Below are 19,746 nucleotides of genomic sequence, written 5' to 3'. Positions count from 1 at the left end.
AAGACTATCAAGAGGAGTCGAGGAACCATGGCCCGCGAAGACAAGCTGAAACTTGGAACCTTTGTCTATACGTTCGGCTTCAACCCGGCGAGCTGGCTGCATCCTGCAGCCGATGTCAATGGTGCAAACAAAATCGACCACCTGCTTAATGTCGCCCGCATTTCGGAAGAGGCCAAGCTCGACTTCATGTTCGTGGCGGACTCACCGGCCGCCGCGATCGGCGATCCGGAAGCTCTATCCCGCTCGCCGACAAAGATGAACCGGTTCGAACCCCTGACGCTGATCACGGCCCTTGCGGCCATGACGGAGAAGCTCGGATTCGTGGCGACAGCCTCGACCAGCTACTATGAGCCTTACAACATCGCCCGCATATTTTCGTCCATCGATCATTTAAGCGGTGGCCGGGCCTGCTGGAACGTCGTCACCTCCGACCACGACGAAACCGGCTATAATTTCAATCGCGAGGGGCTCGATCCGCATGCGATCCGCTATGAGCGCGGCGAGGAATTCGTCGATGTCGTTTTCGGCCTCTGGGACAGTTTCGAGCCGGACGCCCTGCTGCTCGATCGTCAGGGCGGCGTCTATTACGACAAGGACAAGCTGCACACGCTGAACCACAAGGGCAAGCATTTCCAGGTTCGCGGACCGTTGAATATCGCCTCGACCCCACAAGGGCGACCTGTCATCGCCCAGGCAGGCGGCTCGGAAGCGGGGATGGAGCTTGCTGCCCGAACCTCGGAAATCGTCTTCAGCCTGGCCTCCAGCATCGAGCGCAACGGTTCATTCTATCGCAATGTCAAAAGCCGCATGGCGAAGTATGGCCGCATCGAGGATGACCTGAAGATGATGCCGGGCATTGTCGTCAATGTCGGAGAAACGAAAGCGGAAGCCCAAGCCAAGGTCGATTTCCTGATCAACAACCTTCACCCTGATGTCGGCCGCTGGATGCTGGGCGAATTTCTGGAAACGGATCTTTCCGGCGCAGAACTCGACAAGCCCTTCCCAATGGAACGCCTGCCGCAGCAGCCGAAGGGCTCGAAGGCATTGTTCGAGGAACTGACCGACTTCATCAAACAGGGCCACACGCTGCGCCATCTGATCCACCACTATGCGGAAAAGAGCACCGGCAACGGTATTACCGGCACGCCAAAGGAAATCGCCGATTTCATGGAAGAATGGTTCGAGGCGCGCGCCGCCGACGGCTTCATTCTGATGTTCCCGACATTGCCGGCAAGCCTGACCGACTTTACCAAACTCGTCTTGCCGGAACTTCGCCGCCGCGGGCTTTTCCGTGAAGAGTACGAGGGCTCAACACTTCGCGAAAATCTCGGCCTTTCAATGCCCGCCAATCGCCACGCTGCGGCCCGCCAGAAGGGTTGAGGAAAGACATAAGAAAAGGCGCCCGCGATGTCACGGGCGCCTTCTCGATCTTCGACCTAATATCAGTTGAGAATGCGAACGACCGTGTGCGTCTGCGGATCTACGATAACGCGTTGCTGGTTGACCACCGCATAGGCATAGGTCGGATCTTCCGGCACAGGCGTCAACACCACCTGCTGCGGAATGGGGCGACCGACCACCACCTGTTCCTGGACGACGACCGACTGTGCCGGCATCGGCTGGGTCTCTACGTAACGCACGACGCGTTCCGGCGGCGGGTCGATTGCCGTGCCGGCTGCAGCGCCAACGATGCCGCCAACCGCAGCGCCGACCGGGCCGCCGACGATTGCGCCGGTGACGGCACCACCGACGGCACCGTTTACAGTGCTCTGCTGGGCCAGGGCACCGGTGGCGAAGGCTGCAATGGCAGCGGATACCAGGATCATCTTTTTCATCACAGAACTCCTTGCTTGCGATGGCAGGAAAACGTGAAGAATGCGGAGCCGTTCCCATACGGGACCTTTGCGTTTGAGGATGCGACTTTGGTCCCGCCGGACACATTAGTGGTCATGCGACCCCATTGACGCCGTGAAGCCGAGCCTTAATTATCTTCTTCTGATGCAGCCACCGAGGCTTTCGTGCGCCTACCCAACGTTATTGCTTTTTGGACCGGACAGTCGCTCGCCCGCCAGTTTCTGCTTGCCGGCGGGTTAATCTCGATTATCGCGACATTGATCGTGGGTACTTTCGTTGCCAGCCTCATTGAAGAGGCCGTGACGCGGAACTCCGCCGCATCGACTGCTCTTTACGTCGACAGCATCATCGCTCCGATTTTGCCGGACATGACGACCACGGAAAAGCTCGATGAGTCGATAGAACGCGTGCTCGACGAGACACTGTCACAGGGAGCGCTCGGTCAACGCCTCATTTCCTTCCGCCTATGGCGCAAGGACGGCACGATCCTGTACGCCAATGACAAGACGCTTATGGGGAAGAAACTTGCTCCAAGCGAAGACCTGAAGGCGGCGTTTTCCGGTAAGATGGTGTCAGAATTCAACCAAATCGATCCGGAGGAAGCGGAAGCGCTGGGTAACCAGACGCGACCACTCCTCGAAATCTATAATCCCGTGTTGCAGCCATGGTCAGGCGAAGTCGTGGCGGTATCGGAATTCTATGAAGTGGCAACCGATTTCGAGCGCAGCCTCCAGAGCGCAAGACTACGCACCTGGCTGGCGGTCATTGCGGTGATCGCGGCGATCTTCTCGCTGCTGTCGCTGATCGTCTTTCGCGGCAGCCGGCTCATCGAGCTGCAACGCGGCCTTCTCAATGCCCGGGTCGGTGAGCTTTCGCATCTTCTCAAGCAGAACCGGGAACTGCACTCGCGCGTTCAGAAGGCAAGCCAGCAAACGACCGCCATTAACGAACGTTTTCTAAGGCGGCTGGGAGCCGATCTCCACGACGGGCCGGCGCAGCTTATTGCCTATGCATCCCTTCGGATCGACAGCCCCGCCATTCTCGGCGCCCAGGCACTTCGCGAAACGCGCGAGGCAGAGGTCACCTCGATCAAGAAGAGCCTGCAGGAAGCGATGAGGGAAATCCGCAGCATTTGTCACGATCTCATCCTTCCAGAGATCGAGACCGCGAACTTCCAGGATGTGATCCTGCAGGCAGTTCAGCGCCACCGGGAACGGACCGGCGTTTCGATTGCCCTTACAATGGCCGCAGTCGAGTGGCAGCCAAGCCCTGCGGAAAAAATCTGCGTCTACCGCTTTGTTCAGGAGACGCTTAACAATGGCTGGCGGCATGCGGGAGGATCGGGCCAGAAAGTGCTGCAACGTTTGGAAGAGCATTGCGTTGTGGTGGATGTCATCGACACCGGCCCCGGTTTCGATCCGACACAGATCAAGCCGACGAGCCTTGGCATCGCCGGTCTGAGGGAACGGATCGAGAGCCTCGGAGGGCGGTTCGAGATCGTTTCGAATAGCAGCGGTACGACAGTGACGATGACTTTGAAGATTTGCGAAACGGAGAAAACTTGATGACGGATCTGCGGGTTGCCGTATGCGACGATCACCCTCTTTTCAGGGAAGGCGTTGCGCGCACATTGACCGAACTCGGCTTCGACATCGTGGCTGAGGGGGGAAGCCGCGACGATGCAATCGAAATCGCCCAGCGGCACCAGCCCGACATTCTGCTGATGGATATCTCGATGCCGGGTGGCGGCCTTGGTGCAATCGGCCCCATCCTTGCCGAGCGGCCCGACCAGAACATCGTGATGCTGACGGTATCGGAAACCAGCGATGATATCCGCCAGGCGCTACAGGACGGCGCAAAGGGTTATGTGCTCAAAGGGATCGGATCAGGCTCGCTTGCGGAAATCCTCCGCTCTGTTGCCGCCGGTGAAGGATATGTGGCGCCGGCGCTTTCCGCCAAGCTCCTGGCAGAGCCGCCGGCCTCGGCCAACGAGGACAGCCTCTCCGCTGCCATGCGCGACCTGACGATACGCGAACGCGAGGTCTTGGGTCTCGCGGCCGAAGGCCTGAGCAACAAGGCAATCGCCATCGAGCTCGATCTGCATGAGAAGACGGTCAAGCATCACATGACGCGCATCTTCGCCAAGCTTAACGTGACCAACAGAACCGCCGCGGCAATCGCCTGGAATGAGGCGGCACGAGAAATCTCCGGGCGTACGCTCTCCTCGTAGGCGAAACCAGCAATCCGGCGGGCCGTCCGGAAATGATGGCTCGCAGATCACTCACTTTATCAATGAGCGCAATCTGTCGAGATCGGATTTCGTGGCGGCGCGATTGACGATCGTCCTGCCACTTCGATCGCGCATGACATAACGGCCTCGATCATTCACCTCTTCGGCAATACCGCTGCCGTGCCTCACCCGGATGCCACGATTGTCGACATTGACGGCGTCTTTTTGAGAGCGGCTATCCGTTGTTCTCGCCTCCGCCGCGGTATCGGCGCTGCGATCGCGATTGCCCCGGCCACCATTACCCTCTCGGCTCTCAGCACCACCGCTCCTGCCGGAATTACCGGAACTGCCGCCGCCTTCACGGCCGCCTCCGCCTCCTCCGTTTCCACCACCCTGTCCGCCATTACGTGCCATCGCGGACTTCGCGCCAAACGACACAACACCCGGGAGAAAGGCAAGCATCAGGCCTGAAATAATCTGTCGGCGGGAGCGAATGGCAACCTCCATCGGACAAGCGTCAGTAACTGCACCCTACTAGCATTCAACATTTGAGCCCAGCCATAGTTCCGCCATGAGACCTTTGCGAATGCCCGAATTGGACCATGGTCCAACCATGTTTACAGATATCGCGTTTCAATCAACTGCATTCCCACCGCCGCCCTGCTCCTTTTCAAAAAGCGACCATGCCGCAATGAAGAGCGCTGCAATCAGGGGGCCGATGACAAAACCGTTGACGCCGAAAAGAGAAATCCCGCCAACGGTCGAGATCAGCACGACATAGTCCGGAAGCTTCGTTTCCTTGCCGACCAGCGGTGGTCGAAGGATATTGTCGATGAGACCGATCACGAACACACCGACTGCAACGATGACAGCAGCCTTCAAAACCTCTCCCGCGACGGCAAGATAGATCGCCGTCGGCACCCAGACGAGGGCAGCGCCAACGGCAGGCACCAGGGACAAGATGACCATCAGGACGCCCCAGAGAAGTGCCGGCTGCACGCCCAGCAACCAAAAGGTAACGCCTCCAATGACGCCTTGAATGATGGCGATGATGATATTACCACGAACCGTCGCCCGCACGACCGAGGCAAATTTTGCCATGAACTGCGTCGTGTGCTCATCGCTTAGAGGCGCCGCGCTTCGGATTGCAGCCGCCAGCGAGCGTCCATCACGAAACAGGAAGAAAAGCAAATAGAGCATCAGACCAAAGGCAATGAAAAACTCTGCAGTGCTCTGGCCAAAATTCAATGCCCGCCCAGCAAAGAAGCTTCCGCCTTGCATGAGCGATGACGAAAAGCGATCGCGGAGGGCAGCGAAGCCTCCAGTCTCGATGGTCTGCAGCCAGTCCTGCATGAAGGCGGGAAGAGCCGTCACGACCTCGTTAAGCATCCGGTTGAGATCGATCTGTCCGCTCGAGACCCTCTGATAGAGACCGGTTCCCTCCTGAATGAGCGAAGCCAGGATGGCCAGACCCGGCAGGATCACGAGGCAGAGGCAGATCAGCACGGAGAGAACGGCGGCACTATTACGCCGCCCGCCAAGCGCTTCTTCCAGCTTGGCATAGAGCGGGAAAAAGATGATAGCGAAGATTACCGCCCAGAAAACCGCAGAATAGAACGGGATGAGGATTGCGATGAATGCCAGCGTCACAAAGACAAGCAGAATATAAAAGCTGACACGCTGAACCACGAATATCCCATCCTGCATCTGAACGTTTTTCCGCAGACAGAGATAACGCGTAAAACCGATCCGTCTACAGGTCTTACTCTGCAGACGGACCGCTCACAGGTCTTTTACATTTCTACAGCCGCAACATTTGCGGCCATCATCAGGCCTGAGTGTAGGCAGTCTTCACCACGGTAAAGAATTCGGCGGCATATTTGCCCTGCTCGCGCGAACCAAACGACGAAGCCTTGCGTCCGCCGAAGGGCACGTGGAAATCGACACCCGCCGTCGGCAGGTTGACCATCACCATGCCGGCTTCCGAGTTGCGCTTGAAATGCGTCGCGTATTTCAGGCTTGTCGTCGCAATGCCGGCCGAGAGGCCGAAAGGCGTATCATTGGCCATTGCCAGCGCCTCGTCATAATCCTTGACGCGAATGAGGCTGACGACCGGGCCGAAGATTTCCTCACGGCTGATGCGCATCTGGTTGGTCGCTTCGGTAAATAGCGTCGGCTGCAGGAAAAAACCGGGCGTGTCACGCTCCAGACGCTCGCCGCCGAAAGCGAGCTTGGCACCTTCCTTGACGCCGATCTCGATATAGTCAGTGTCCTGCTTCAGCTGACGCACGTCGACAACCGGGCCGATATGGGTTTCGGGCCTCAGCGCATGCCCTACCTGAATGCTCTTCATCCGTTCGGTCAGCGCGTCGACGAACTTGTCATGGATGCCTTCGGTGACGATCAGGCGGGAAGACGCCGTGCAGCGCTGGCCGGTCGAGAAGAAGCCGGAGTTTGCCGCGGCCTCCACGGCGACACCGAGATCCGCGTCGTCGAGAACGATCATGGGGTTCTTGCCGCCCATTTCCAGCTGGAACTTGCGGTTATGCTCGATCGAGGCCGCCGCCACACGCTTGCCCGTGCCTGTAGAGCCGGTGAAAGTGATGCCGGCAATGTCCGGGCTGTCGAGCATCGTCTGGCCGACAACCGAACCCGGTCCCATCACCAGATTGAGCACGCCCTTGGGAAGGCCGGCGCGGTGCAGGATGTCGACGATCGCCCAGGAGCAGCCGGGCACGAGTTCCGCCGGCTTGAATACCACCGTGTTGCCGTAGCAGAGCGCCGGCGCAATCTTCCAGGCCGGAATGGCGATCGGAAAATTCCACGGGGTGATGATGCCGATGACGCCGAGCGGTTCGCGCGTGATCTCGACCCCGATGCCGGGCCTTGCCGATGGCAGGACTTCGCCAGCCAGCCTCAGCGTCTCACCGGCAAAGAAGTCGAAGATCTGAGCGGCACGCGTGACTTCGCCGATCCCCTCTGCCAGCGTCTTGCCTTCCTCGCGGGAGAGAAGCGTGCCGAGTTCCTGCTTGCGCGCCAGGATTTCGTCGGCGGTCTTTTTCAGGATCGCATGACGCTCAAGAATTCCGGATCGGGACCATGCCGGAAAAGCAGCCTTTGCTGCAGCAATCGCTTGGCTGACGTCATCGGCCGTTGCCTGCGCGTAAAGCCCGACAATGTCATTGGTATCGGACGGGTTGACGTTTTCCGAGCCCGTGCTGCCGACCCACTCGCCGGCGATGAGATTTTGATGGATGGTCATGCTTTTTCCTTCCCAAGCGGCTTTTCAATCCAGCGGATATGGCCGCAACATATGAATGGAGGGCATCCTTGATGCGATGTTATCAATTGTCGTCGGGATGACCAGCGCCGGCGAATGCCCCGCCCTGGTAGATCACCATAGGGTCGTTCGGATCTTGCTCGCCGGTCGCAGCCTCGACTTCTGCGCGCCACTTTTCCGAACTGTCCTGCGGCTCCCAGCCGAGAAAATCGACGTTGCTATTGTCCCACCACGTCTGCTGGTTCGCGGATGCGCCATAGACGATCGTGTGCGCCAGTTTCGGGGTGAGGAACGCCCTCTCGCACAAGGAAACGAAATCGCGATAACTCAGCCAGCTTGCCATCATGCGCGGATTGAGCGGCCTGTCGAAGCAGGAGCCGATGCGCAATGACAGCGTCTCCTGCCCGAACTTGTCGTAATACATGCTGGCGACAGCCTCGCCGAAAACCTTGGAAACGCCATAGAGTGAATCGGGACGCGGGTAGACCGTGTTGTCGATCTTTTCATCCTGGCGGTAGTAACCGACGACGTGGTTGGAACTGGCAAACACGATGCGCGGTTTGCCCTGATGCCTGGCGGCCTCATATAGGTTGTAGAGACCGATAATATTGCCCTGAAGAACAATATCGAAGGACCGCTCGACGGATACTCCGCCAAGATGAATGACGCCGTCCACGCCTTCAAGGAGTCGCAAAACCCCTTGGGCATCAGCTAGATTGCATCTGACGAATGTTTCCTTTGGTCCGAGGTCAAAGACGTCACCAAGGTCTGACAATACGACCTCTTCCGCCAACTGCGACAGCAGCGGGCGGATGTTCTGACCGACACCACCCGCGGCGCCCGTCAGCAACAATTTCTTCAGCATATATCCTCCCCAGGACAGGCATCACCGACACTTTATCGGCGTTGTCATACATGACAGCCAAATACATACTACAAGTGGGAGGTATGGCGTCAACAAGTTTATCATTGACGCCTTAAATTCATGCGGGCAGTAGGGCTTGCCTCCTACCAGAGATCGGCGTGGCGGTTCACGTCCTTGTAGAGGAGGTAACGGAAACGGCCGGGACCACCGGCGTAACATGCCTGCGGGCAGAAGGATCTCAGCCACATATAATCCCCGGCCTCGACCTCTACCCAATCCTGGTTGAGTCGATAGACCGCCTTGCCTTCGAGGACATAGAGACCGTGTTCCATGATATGGGTTTCCATGAACGGAATGACGGCGCCAGGCTCGAATGTAACGATGTTCAGGTGCATGTCGTACCGAACATCCGACGGATCGATGAAACGCGTCGTCGCCCAGCGGCCCTCGGTATCCGGCATCGGATCCATGACGCATTCGTCCTCATGCGTGAAGATAGCCGGAGGCGCCTCCAGCCCTTCCACCACCTTGAATGCCTTGCGCACCCAGTGAAAACGGCAGGGCTTGTCGCCTTCACCGTGCAAGGTCCATTTCGAACCGGCAGGAAGATAGGCGAATGATCCCTCGCGCAGACGATGCGAGACGCCCTCGAAGTCGATCGTCAGATCGCCGGTTACCACGAATATAGCTGCGGAGGCCCGGATATCCGGCTCAGGGCGCAGGCTGCCACCACCGGGCAAAACCTCGACGATATATTGCGAGAATGTCTCGGCAAAACCGGACAGCGGACGACTGATGATCCACGCCCGCGTCTTTTCCCAATGCGGCAGAACGCTGGTGACGATGTCGCTCATCACCGTCTTCGGAATGACCGCGTAGGCAGTGGTGAAAACGGCCTTGCTGGAGAGAAGTTGCGTCTGAGGCGGCAGTCCGCCCACCGCACTGAAATACTTGCTGTCAGTCATGTCTGTTTCCTGATTATGCTGACTACGGTTTAAGCGCACCTCCCCGATTCATCAATCGGCAAACCACCTCTCCTTCGCGCTTGCTAAGAGGTTGCCAGGTCCTAAACAGCATCTCAAGCGGGCTGAACAAGATTGGCCATGAGCCGGAACGCGCCCGGAACGAGGCGATCCATCTGGTGATGCAAGGTCAGACTGACATGCGTGTGCCTGCCCTTGCCAATCTCGGCGGAAAGCAGTGCGCCTTTCAGTGGTTGTTCATTGACATCATGCATGGAGAGAAGCGGCTCGTAGCACTCGTCCCAGCTCGACGCAAAATAGAGACCGCGCTCCTTGTTCCATCCCTCCCAATCTTCAGGGTGGATAAGGTTCGGGCCGGAGAGCAGCAAATGGTCAGGCGAAAGCACCGTAACTTCGGCGCGGGGGTCGGTAACCCGCCAACGGACGGAAGGAGATCCGATCTGCAGACGAAGAACCGGTGTCTCATCAGGATGCCAGCCGTCAGAGGGACGATGGTACAGCGTAACCAGGTGCCCACCGTTTTCCACGAACTGATGCAGCCGCTGCGTTATCGCTGCCAGATCCTTGCGAAGGCCGAAGGCGAATATGCCGACGACGATTGTGGTGAATTGCGAAAGATCTCTCGCAAGACCGACGGCATCGAGGTCGACTACATCAAGCCCCATGCGGGCTAGCCAGAGACCAACCTTGTCGGCACCACCACCGACATAGGCAATGCGGGCTCCTTCCGGCAGTTGCAAATCCAGCGCCAGTATATTGAGCGCCGCTGGTCGGCGGAATTCTGCCCGGCTGATATGCGGATAAGACATGGTCTCGACCTCGAATGCCGGATGACCGCCAACGCTAACCCCGACACCGGTAAAGCCAGGTGCAATTCTCTCCGGGGCCGTCAGGGTCCAATCTTCGCCAGAAGCCACCATAGCCCAGCCGGCAGGTGAATCGAACGAAAGCGTTGCCGCTTCCCCTGTCAAATCAGCCTTGACCTGCCATCCCCGGCATCGCGTGTCGAGCGGTACAAGCAGGGCATCGGGGCGAAGCTTTATCGCGTGCGCGGCAGAAACGATAAACGGCTCCTCCAGATCAAACACCCCGGTAACGCTACGCCCCTCTATCTCTGCAGAAGCCCGAACAGAAGCATGACCGTTGCCTCCAAGGCATGACCAATCAGGCAGAAATTGATCGGAAAGCCTGGCATTGGCGGATGCGGTCAGCAGAAAAGTTCGCGATGAGCCGTATGATGTGTGTTCCGCGCTCACGCCGGATGGCAGGACAAGCGAGATATCGACATTGTATCTGCGAGCTCCTTCCCCCAGTTCCGCGGTCAGCACCGTGCTTCCACCCGGAGCAATGGAAGGGTGACCGACAGACACAAATTCGAATATGGAGGCCGCCTCCAGGATCGCGGCGTCTATCTCGATGCGTTTGCGTTCGATGCGATGGCCGTGCAATGCCAGAAACTCTTCGGAAGCATTCGCGACGACGTTCTCGAGGTGCCCGGCCGCATGTGTCAACATGGAAACGATGGTTTCACGATGTGGGAAAGCCTCGATGGCTGCGGCTATTGCAGTGTCCGCGGAAATGAGCGCCGCCGCGACCTCGTCCGGCAGGTCAGGAAACGCCGCAAGCTGCTCAAAGGAATTTGGCAGTCCATCGGAAATGAACTGCTCTTCGTTAGCGGCAATCGAAGTCAGCTTGAGGTGTAGTGGCCAGACTGATTTTGCCTGCATTGGCCAATCGCCCATGCCCTGCGACGCGTGAAAATAACGTGACCACTCGCCGATCCGGCCATATTCCGCACCGGTAGCCTTATCGCGACTGCAAGCCTCCACAGTAATGGTCGCATCAGGTGGCGGCAGCACATCGTCATATGTCCCGCCCCCGCCGGACCATGCTGGCAGATAGTATTTGGCGACCCTCCAGGGTTTTAGGCCTTCAGCGAGATGTTCGGGAAACGCGGTCGCATCCGCAGCAAGCACAATGGCGGCCTCGGCTGCGCGGGTCATAGCCCTATGGTGGCCGTGCTGTCCTGGTACGTCGAGAAAGGTCGGGATGACGATATCCGGCCGCTCTTTGCGATAAGCTCGCACCAGGCGCTCGACGATACGCGCCTCACCCCAACGGGCGAAGGTCGCATCCCCGTCCTTGGAAAACCCGAAGTCGTGGATCGTATCGTCCGGACCATGCCCAAGCCAGGCGACATCTGCATCAATGATCCGCGCCGCCTCCTCCATCTCGCGCGAGCGCAGGACGCCGAGAGCACCACGTCGCTCCGATCCGAGTGCATTCTGCCCTCCCTCGCCACGCGTCGAGCAGGCAACGATCACCCGCATGCCGTGTTCGAGTCGCAAAAAGGCGAGCAGGCCGTTCTGCTCGTCGTCAGGATGGGCGCCGGTATTCATCACCGTGACAGTCGATTTCAACCGGGAAAGCTTGCGGTGGAGCCGGACCAGAGCGGGAGCGGCCATCTGTTTTTCGATACGTTCGCGCGCGCTCAGCATTGGGCTATCACCTCATTATACGTTCAGGCTAAAATCGTGTTTCCGGGTGAAATTTCGAGTTTCGGTGTGACGATGTCGAACAGGGGAATGGCTGCGGCGCCGAGGGCCGCTGTCAATTGCCCGGTTTTTCCGCGCATGACGCGCGGCAGTTCGCGCTGCCTGCGGCTGGCTACGGATGTCGGAAGCGACCCCATGCGAACCACGATCTCGTCGATGATCGCATCAGGCAAAGCGCCCCCGAGAATGACGGTCTGCGGGTCGAGAATGTTTTCCAGCATGGCAACCATCGGACCGAAATAGGTGGCTGCGTCCTCTATCCATGCCATGAGGGTCGGATGGCCTTCCGCGTGCAGTCGCTCAAGGTCGGAGAATTCGCTATCGGCGATCCCGACCGCAGCCAGCTGCTGCTTGAGCACATAGACCGAGGCATAGGCTTCAAGACAACCACACTGGCCGCAGGACGGGCACAGCCGCCCTTTCGGCACAACGGTCACGTGACCGATTTCTCCGGCATTGCCAAAGGCGCCGCGATAAGGCGCACCGTCCTGGATGATGCCAAGACCGAGGCCGACACCGAAATAGATCATGCAGAAATTGGAAATCGAGAGACCGGATCCGAACAGCCGTTCGCCGACTGCTGCAGCCGTCGCATCATTCTCCACCACAACGGCATGGCCGCAAGCTTGGCTAAGCGCCTCAGCGGCATCGACACCTGCCCAACCTGAAAGCGTGGTCGGCCCGACGGAAGTCATGCCGTCGATCTCGAAGGGACCAGGCATGACCGCACCGACACCAAGTAATTTGCTACCAAGCGATCCTGCCAACCCAGAGAACTCTCGCGAGAAGGCAGATATGATGGAGCCGGGCGTCGTGTCCTTGAGTGGCGCAATTCGCTGTCCGCGGAGCCGGCCGGCAAAATCGAGTGCGACCGTCACCATATGGTCTGCCGCGATCTCCACACCGATCGTGACACCACCATCCGGATTGACCGCAAACTGGATCGGCGGCTGACCTCGGCCGGAACGCAGCCGGCCGGTCTCCATCAGAAGGCCCTCGCCCATCAGCTCATCGACTATGTTAGCGACAGCCTGCGGCGTCAGTTGCGTAAGTTTGGCGATGTGAGCTCGACCAAGCGAGCCGTGACGACGCACAATATCGAGCACCACCCGGCGATTGTGATCGCGGCTTCGCTCGGGATTTTTCCCGATGGCCACTGGATGAGCGCCGATTGTGTGAATCGTCATTTCTGCAACCTCTTCCGCTTTCAAACCACAGGATCTCCGCCGACGCCACCGCAAATACAATAACTCAAGTAAATTATCTTATTGACAAACCCAGCCGCTCAGGGAAGCTTTACGGCAGCCGGGGCAGTCCCCGCGATACAGGATGACCTGTTGGATCCGTCCGCACAGATGACAACGCATCGGCCGTAACGCGGCCGAATGCAGGGAACAATCAAACCCCGAAAACCGGAAGAACCGGTGGGGTAAATGGAGGCTCACATGCGCAAGTCAGTTCTGCTGGCCGGGCTCGTTGCCGGATTCAGCACTTTCGCGTTCAACGCGGCACAGGCAGTGGAAATCGAATACTGGCAGTATGTTTTCGAGACACGCGTAAAGGCGATGGATCAGCTCATAGCCGACTTCCAGACCAAGAACCCTGACATAACGGTCAAGCAGGTTACCTTCCCCTATGCCGACTACCAGACGCGCGTTATTGCCGCCAACATGGCCAGCAATGGCCCGGATGTGATGCAGCTTTTCTATGGCTGGCTCGACAAGTTCGTGGCCGGCGGCATTCTTCAGCCCCTGCCGGCAGATACGTTCCCGCATGACAAGATCGAGAAGGATTTCTTCCCGATCGTCAGCGCGATGAAGCGCGACGACAACTATTACGGCCTGCCGACCGCCGTGCGCTCGCTCGCAGTCTTCTATAACAAGAAGCTGTTTACCGAAGCCGGTCTTGACCCTAACAAGCCGCCGCAGACACTTGATGAATTCGTTGCCGCGGCCGAGAAGATCGCCAAGCACGATGCAACAGGCAATGTCACCGTTGCCGGTTCAACGCTGGACATGACCGGCCAGGATCACCAGTGGTGGCGCGAAGTGCTGGTCCGTCAGTTCGGTGGAGAACCTTATACCGACAACGATACAAAGGTCGCCTACAACAGCGATGCAGGTGTTCAGGCGCTGAAATTCTACACCAGCTTGCAGACGGAAAAGAAGATCGGCGCGGCTGGCTTTATGGACGAGGGGCAGGCCGCGTTCCGAGCCGGCAAGGCCGGTATGACGATCGACGGCACCTTCCGTCTTGGCGCCTTCTCGACGATCAAGGATTTCGAGTGGGGCGTGACCGAACTGCCGGCCAACAAGGACGGTTTGCGTTCCAACTATGCCAGCTATTTCGCCAATGGCATCGGCGCCAAGACGAGCGGGGAAGAGCTGGAAGCCTCGAAGAAATTCCTCACCTATCTCACCTCGCCGGAAGCGATGGCCATCTGGCTAAAGGTTGTCGGCGAACTGCCGGCCCTGCGCTCGGCGGCCTTGACGGACGCCAACCTCAAGGACCCGATCTACGGACCGTTCCTGAAGGGGCTGGATTACGCTCATACGACGATGTTCAAGGATGAGCTAGGCCAACGCCAGAACGCCATCGACATGGTCAACCGCGTTCTCCTCGAAGGGCAATCGCCCGAGGATTCTCTCAAGCAGGCGGCAGAAGCCGAGCAGGAAATGATCGACGCGGCAATGCCATAAGCGCCGATCAGAGAAAGCGGAGTTGATGATGGATACGGACAATCTGCAGGGGGCGGCGAGCGGCCGCCCCGGCGGGACTGCGGCGGCCATGCCGGCAGACCCGCTCTCGATGCGCACTAAAAGGCTGCTCTGGGTATGGGGATTTCTGGCAATCCCTGTCCTGTTTTACGCCGTCATCCGCTTTTATCCGACATTTCAGGCCTTCTACCTGTCGATGACCAATTGGGATCTGGTGCGGCCGGCAAAATTTGTTGGCTTTGCCAATTACGTCAAACTGTTCAAGGATCCGCAATTCTGGAAGGTGTTTCGCAACACCTTCACCTATCTCATCATCGGCACGCCACTCAGCCTGCTGATTGCGTTCACAGTCGCGTTCTTCCTCGACCGGGTGCGGTTCATGCACAATTTCATCCGGGCTCTGTATTTCCTGCCTTACCTGACCACCGCCGCGGCCATGGCCTGGGTATGGCGCTGGTTCTACCAGCCTCCACCGATCGGCGTGATCAACGACCTCTTGGCTCTGATCGGCATTCCGCAACAGCCCTTCATCCGATCGACCGACCAGGCGCTGTTCTCCATCATGGTCACGGCGATCTGGGCCGGGCTCGGTTTCCAAGTCATCATCTTCATGGCCGGACTGCGCGCCATTCCGACAACCTTCTACGAAGCAGCCCGGATCGATGGCCTCGGTGAATGGGCGATCCTGCGTAAGATCACCCTGCCGCTTCTGAAACCCACCACCGTTTTCCTCGTGGTCTTTTCCTCGATCGCGTTCCTGCGGATTTTCGATCAGGTCTACAACATGACCACGAACGATCCCGGCGGTCCGCTCGGCTCGACCAAACCGCTGGTGCTGATGATCTACCAGACTGCCTTCGGTTCCTACGCCATGGGTTATGCGGCTGCACAAACGGTCGTGCTCTTCACCATCCTGCTGATCGTGTCGCTACTGCAGCTCTGGATTCTGAGGGAAAAGAAATGACCGATACGCCAGCACTTTCCCACGCCAATATCCGACCGGGGCGGATCATCACCTGGACGCTGCTCTTCATCGGCGGGCTGATCATGATCTCGCCATTGCTGTTCATGTTCTCCACCTCGTTGAAGACCGCCGATCAGGTCTATGACCTCCGGCTGATTCCAGCTGCGCCGACGCTTGCGAACTATATTTCGGTGCTGGCCGATGGCCGGTTCATGCGCTGGTTTCTCAATTCCATGTTTGTGGCCGTCACCGTCACCATTTCCAACTGCTTCTTCGACAGTCTTGTCGGCTACACGCTTGCAAAATTCGAGTTTCGTGGCCGTTATTTCGTCTTCATCGCCATTCTCTCGACGTTGATGATCCCGACCGAGATGCTGGTCATTCCGTGGTACCTGATGTCCAGTCAGCTAGGCTGGCTGGACAGCTATTGGGGCATCATGTTTCCCGGCATGATGACCGCGTTCGGCACGTTCCTGATGAAGCAGTTCTTCGAGACCGTTCCCAATGATTTCATCGAGGCTGCGCGCGTCGACGGCCTCAATGAATTCCAGATCTGGTGGAAAGTGGCGATGCCTCTGGTGACGCCGGCACTCTCGGCGCTTGCCATCTTCACCTTCCTCGGCAACTGGACCGCCTTCTTCTGGCCGTTGATCGTCACCACCAGCAAGGAACTCTATACTCTGCCGGTCGGCCTCTCGAGCTTCGCCGTCGAACAGTCAATCCAGTGGGAAATGATCATGACGGGTGCTGCGATCGCCACCCTTCCCACCCTCATCGTCTTCCTCGTCCTGCAGCGCTACATCGTCCGCGGTGTGATGCTCGCCGGCCTGAAAGGATAAAGCCATGGCGGACAAAGACCCGCGCCTTTCCGACACCAGCAAGTTTCCCGATCCGGTCTACAAGGAAACGGTACTGCGCCCCCTCTTCGATGGCGCCAAGAACCATCATGTCGACGGCTTTCGTCGCATCGATCGCGCCCATCTGGTGATGCTTGCCGAAACCGGCATCCTTGATCGGGCAATCACAGCGAAGATCGCTGAAGCCCTTATTGCAATAGACAAAGAGGTCGACCCGGCGAAGCTGGTCTATACCGGCGAAGTCGAAGACTTCTTCTTCCTGATCGAGAAGGAGCTTAAAGCGCGCATCGGCGTCGATATCGCCGGTCGCCTGCATACTGCCCGCTCGCGCAACGATATCGACCACACGCTCTTCAAGATCGGCCTGAAAGAGAAGATCGATGTGCTGATGTCGAAGGCAAGGACACTTCTGGCCGCGATGATCGATGCGGCGGACCGGCAGAAATCGACACTTATTGTTGCCTATACCCACGGTCAGCCGGCGCAGCCGACGACGTTCGGACACTATCTTTCCGCCGCAATCGAGGTGCTGATCCGCGATATCGAGCGATTTGCAGACGCACGTCGCATTGTCGATCTGTCGCCTATGGGTGCTGCAGCAATCACCACCTCGGGCTTTCCGATCGACCGGGCGCGGGTAGCGCAACTGCTCGGCTTTTCCGCACCCTTGCGCAATTCCTATTCCTGCATCGCGGCGGTGGACTACACGACATCGACCTATTCGGCGATCGAGCTGATGTTCCTGCATCTCGGCCGTCTCATTCAGGACTTCCAGTTCTGGACGAGCTTCGAGGTCGGCCAGATCTACGTGCCGAACGCACTGGTGCAGATTTCCTCGATCATGCCGCAAAAGCGCAATCCGGTCCCGATCGAGCATCTGCGGCACCTGGCTAGCCAGACCTTCGGTCGCGCCCGAACCGTGCTCGACGTGATGCATAACACGCCATTCACCGACATGAACGACAGCGAGGGCGAGACCCAGGGCATGGGCTACGAAGCCTTCGCCTCCGCCGCCCGCGTGCTCGACCTTCTAGCCGCACTGATCGCCCAGATCAGCATCGACCCGGAGCGGGTGGACCAGAACATCCGCCGATCCTGTATTACCATCACCGAACTTGCCGACTCTCTGGTTCGCATCGAAGGCCTGTCCTTCCGTGAGGCACATGAAATCGCCGCAGCCACGGCCAAAAGCGTCGTCGCGGCGAAGGGCAGTCTGGTGGAGGATGGCTACGCTCCGTTCACGGCAGCCTTCGAACATTCGACTGGCCGTAAGCCATCCCTCTCCCCCGGTAAATTCGAAGAAATCGTCTCGCCAGAGCATTTCGTCGCCGTTCGCAACCGCTTCGGCGGCCCGGCGCCCGAGCCGATGCAGGCAGCGCTTGCCGCCTATCGCGAGCGCCTGTTGTCCTTCGAGACGGAGGCGAAACAGATCGAGCGTGACGAGGCCGCCGCTGCCGCCGAACTTGAAGAGAAATTCGCCGCTCTGATGGGAGACCGCTGATGTCGACGATTGAACTGACAAAACTGATCAAGCGCTACGGCAAGGTCGAAGCAGTCAAGGGCATAGACCTTGTCATCGCCGATGGCGAATTTGTCGTCTTCGTCGGACCGTCCGGCTGCGGCAAGTCGACGACGCTCAGAATGATTGCCGGGCTTGAGGAAATCTCCCACGGCACGCTGAAGATCGGCGACGAAGTGGTCAACGAGCGCGAGCCGAAGCAGCGCAACATCGCCATGGTCTTCCAGAATTACGCGATCTATCCGCATATGACGGTGCGCCAGAATATCGGCTTCGGCCTTTACACATCCAAGCTCGACAAGGCCGAGAAGAACCGGCGGATCGAGGAGGCTGGGCGCATTCTGGGGCTGGAGGCCCTGCTCGATCGCCGCCCTGCGGCACTCTCAGGCGGCCAGCGACAGCGCGTCGCGATCGGCCGCGCCATGGTGCGCAATCCATCGGCTTTTCTCTTCGATGAGCCGCTTTCCAACCTCGATGCGCAGCTCCGCTCGCAGATGCGCATCGAGATAAAGCGTCTGCATCAGCGGCTGAAAACAACCACTGTCTACGTGACCCACGACCAGGTCGAGGCAATGACAATGGCCGACCGGATCGTGGTGATGAGAGACGGACATATCCTGCAGGTCGGCACGCCCACAGAGCTTTACGAGAGCCCGGTCGACGTGTTTACCGCCCGCTTCATCGGCAGTCCGTCGATGAACCTGCTGCCGAGCAGCAAGGGTTCCGCAATGGCCTCAGCAGCAACGGAACGCGACATCCTTATCGGCGTTCGCCCGCATGACCTTATCGCCCGCGCGACAGCATCGGACGAGAAGACGGACCTTAATTTGACGGGAACGGTTACCGCAGTCGAGCCGCTCGGTCCCGAGACGCTGGTTCATCTGGACATCGATGGCACGGCAGTCATCGCAACGGCAAAGGACAAGTTCATGCCGGCGGTGGGCAGCACCCTCACCTGCACGGCCGCACGCGGTAGCCTTTACCTCTTCGACGCCAAGACAGAGAAACTCCTGAGCCGCTCATGATGACCGATACAGACAAGCGGTCCGCGGTGTTGAGCATCGGGCGGATCTATTGCGACCTCATCTTCACCGGTCTCGAGGAGCTTCCAGTGCTCGGGCGCGAGCTCTTTGCCGACGACATGAGGATAGCAGCCGGTGGTGGCGCCTTCATTTCGGCCGCCCATCTCGCTAATGCCGGACGTAAGGCCGCGCTCGTGGCGAGGCTTGGAACCGACGCGCTTTCTTCCGATGCAGGCAGACAAATCCAGGCAAGTGGTGTGGATCTGCGTTTTGTCGAACATTCCGCTGACGCGGGTCCACAGGTGACGGTGGCAGCTGTCATTGACGAGGAACGGGCGTTTCTAACCCGTCGGGCGGGCACAGCCATGCCTTCAACACTGGATGAAGCCCTGAACTGGCCTGAAGCGAAGCACCTGCACATCGCCGAATACGCAACGCTGCATGAAATCCCTGCACTTGTCCGTTTGGCAAAAGACAGAGGCCTCAGCGTCTCGCTCGATCCGAGCTGGGACGCTGCGCTGATCTATGACAAGAGCCTGCTTCAGGCCTGCACCGGTGTCGATCTTTTTCTGCCCAACCTAGAAGAGGCGGAAGCCATCACGGGCTCGGCCTCTCCGGAAAAAGCAATGCTCATGCTCTCCGCCACTTTTCCACACGTCGCCCTGAAGGGTGGCGCGCAAGGGGCATGGAGCATATCGGACGGCGTGATACTTCATGCGGAGGCCGAAGCGGTACCTGTGGTGGACACAACCGGCGCCGGCGATGCATTCAACGCCGGGTTTATTCATGCATGGCTGGACGGCAAACCTCTGCTCTCCTGCCTGACAGCCGGCATCCAATCGGGGAGCCTTGCAGTGCAATCGGCAGGCGGCTTCGACATGTCGCTCGGCGAGCCGTAGC

Annotated in this window: 17 protein-coding genes; 9 read left to right on the top strand and 8 right to left on the bottom strand. The window is 58.7% G+C overall.

Annotated features, from left to right (window positions below):
- The first annotated feature begins 27 nt into the window (after positions 1 to 27).
- Positions 28 to 1,380 carry an LLM class flavin-dependent oxidoreductase gene (locus tag ACI3K0_RS16140; protein WP_148145030.1) on the top strand — a complete coding sequence of 451 codons (1,353 nt, stop codon included), beginning with the start codon at positions 28 to 30 and terminating at the stop codon, positions 1,378 to 1,380.
- Positions 1,381 to 1,442: 62 nt separating this feature from the next.
- Here the strand turns inward: ACI3K0_RS16140 and ACI3K0_RS16135 are convergent, their stop codons facing one another.
- Positions 1,443 to 1,835 (bottom strand): DUF1236 domain-containing protein, encoded by a 393-nt coding sequence (locus ACI3K0_RS16135; protein ID WP_148145031.1) that lies wholly within the window; start codon positions 1,833 to 1,835, stop codon positions 1,443 to 1,445.
- A 183-nt stretch (positions 1,836 to 2,018) separates the two neighbouring features.
- Here ACI3K0_RS16135 and ACI3K0_RS16130 point away from each other — a divergent pair, with 183 nt between their 5' ends.
- Entirely contained in the window at positions 2,019 to 3,419 is a 1,401-nt protein-coding gene (locus tag ACI3K0_RS16130; protein WP_148145032.1) for a sensor histidine kinase, read from the top strand.
- The gene (locus ACI3K0_RS16125; RefSeq protein WP_148145033.1) at positions 3,416 to 4,084 is read left to right on the top strand and encodes a response regulator transcription factor; all 669 of its coding nucleotides are present in this window, start codon (positions 3,416 to 3,418) and stop codon (positions 4,082 to 4,084) included. The genes ACI3K0_RS16130 and ACI3K0_RS16125 overlap by 4 nt, the downstream gene beginning before the upstream one ends.
- Before the next feature lie 51 nt (positions 4,085 to 4,135).
- Here the strand turns inward: ACI3K0_RS16125 and ACI3K0_RS16120 are convergent, their stop codons facing one another.
- From ACI3K0_RS16120 to ACI3K0_RS16090, 7 genes are all read right to left on the bottom strand, one after another.
- Positions 4,136 to 4,498: a hypothetical protein gene (locus ACI3K0_RS16120; protein ID WP_148145034.1), complete on the bottom strand. Its 363-nt coding sequence runs from the start codon at positions 4,496 to 4,498 to the stop codon at positions 4,136 to 4,138.
- Between the two features lie 219 nt (positions 4,499 to 4,717).
- A complete protein-coding gene (locus ACI3K0_RS16115) occupies positions 4,718 to 5,791 on the bottom strand; it encodes an AI-2E family transporter (RefSeq protein WP_206828624.1) in 1,074 nt (357 codons plus the stop codon).
- Between the two features lie 121 nt (positions 5,792 to 5,912).
- Positions 5,913 to 7,346, bottom strand: coding sequence for an aldehyde dehydrogenase family protein (locus tag ACI3K0_RS16110; RefSeq protein WP_148145036.1), 1,434 nt, complete (start codon positions 7,344 to 7,346; stop codon positions 5,913 to 5,915).
- Positions 7,347 to 7,428: 82 nt separating this feature from the next.
- Positions 7,429 to 8,229, bottom strand: coding sequence for an NAD-dependent epimerase/dehydratase family protein (locus tag ACI3K0_RS16105; protein WP_404945629.1), 801 nt, complete (start codon positions 8,227 to 8,229; stop codon positions 7,429 to 7,431).
- A gap of 143 nt (positions 8,230 to 8,372) precedes the next feature.
- Positions 8,373 to 9,194: a bifunctional allantoicase/(S)-ureidoglycine aminohydrolase gene (locus tag ACI3K0_RS16100; protein ID WP_148145038.1), complete on the bottom strand. Its 822-nt coding sequence runs from the start codon at positions 9,192 to 9,194 to the stop codon at positions 8,373 to 8,375.
- A 113-nt stretch (positions 9,195 to 9,307) separates the two neighbouring features.
- Positions 9,308 to 11,710 (bottom strand): PIG-L family deacetylase, encoded by a 2,403-nt coding sequence (locus tag ACI3K0_RS16095; RefSeq protein WP_404945628.1) that lies wholly within the window; start codon positions 11,708 to 11,710, stop codon positions 9,308 to 9,310.
- A 23-nt stretch (positions 11,711 to 11,733) separates the two neighbouring features.
- Entirely contained in the window at positions 11,734 to 12,954 is a 1,221-nt protein-coding gene (locus tag ACI3K0_RS16090) for an ROK family transcriptional regulator (protein ID WP_206828620.1), read from the bottom strand.
- Between the two features lie 246 nt (positions 12,955 to 13,200).
- Here ACI3K0_RS16090 and ACI3K0_RS16085 point away from each other — a divergent pair, with 246 nt between their 5' ends.
- From ACI3K0_RS16085 to ACI3K0_RS16060, 6 genes are all read left to right on the top strand, one after another.
- The gene (locus ACI3K0_RS16085; RefSeq protein WP_148145041.1) at positions 13,201 to 14,466 is read left to right on the top strand and encodes an extracellular solute-binding protein; all 1,266 of its coding nucleotides are present in this window, start codon (positions 13,201 to 13,203) and stop codon (positions 14,464 to 14,466) included.
- An 88-nt stretch (positions 14,467 to 14,554) separates the two neighbouring features.
- Complete coding sequence (locus ACI3K0_RS16080; RefSeq protein ID WP_404945648.1) at positions 14,555 to 15,448, top strand: carbohydrate ABC transporter permease; 894 nt, start codon at positions 14,555 to 14,557, stop codon at positions 15,446 to 15,448.
- Complete coding sequence (locus ACI3K0_RS16075) at positions 15,445 to 16,287, top strand: carbohydrate ABC transporter permease (RefSeq protein WP_206828616.1); 843 nt, start codon at positions 15,445 to 15,447, stop codon at positions 16,285 to 16,287. Before ACI3K0_RS16080 ends, ACI3K0_RS16075 begins: the two co-directional genes overlap by 4 nt.
- Positions 16,288 to 16,291: 4 nt before the next feature.
- The gene (gene argH, locus ACI3K0_RS16070) at positions 16,292 to 17,806 is read left to right on the top strand and encodes an argininosuccinate lyase (RefSeq protein WP_148145044.1); all 1,515 of its coding nucleotides are present in this window, start codon (positions 16,292 to 16,294) and stop codon (positions 17,804 to 17,806) included.
- Complete coding sequence (locus ACI3K0_RS16065; RefSeq protein WP_183685757.1) at positions 17,806 to 18,849, top strand: ABC transporter ATP-binding protein; 1,044 nt, start codon at positions 17,806 to 17,808, stop codon at positions 18,847 to 18,849. The genes argH and ACI3K0_RS16065 overlap by 1 nt, the downstream gene beginning before the upstream one ends.
- A complete protein-coding gene (locus ACI3K0_RS16060; protein WP_148145046.1) occupies positions 18,846 to 19,745 on the top strand; it encodes a sugar kinase in 900 nt (299 codons plus the stop codon). The genes ACI3K0_RS16065 and ACI3K0_RS16060 overlap by 4 nt, the downstream gene beginning before the upstream one ends.
- Position 19,746 lies beyond the last annotated feature (1 nt).

Source organism: Rhizobium sp. ZW T2_16, from assembly GCF_044987325.1.
Lineage (GTDB): Bacteria > Pseudomonadota > Alphaproteobacteria > Rhizobiales > Rhizobiaceae > Neorhizobium > Neorhizobium cellulosilyticum.
This window is presented reverse-complemented; position numbering and strand designations above follow the sequence as displayed.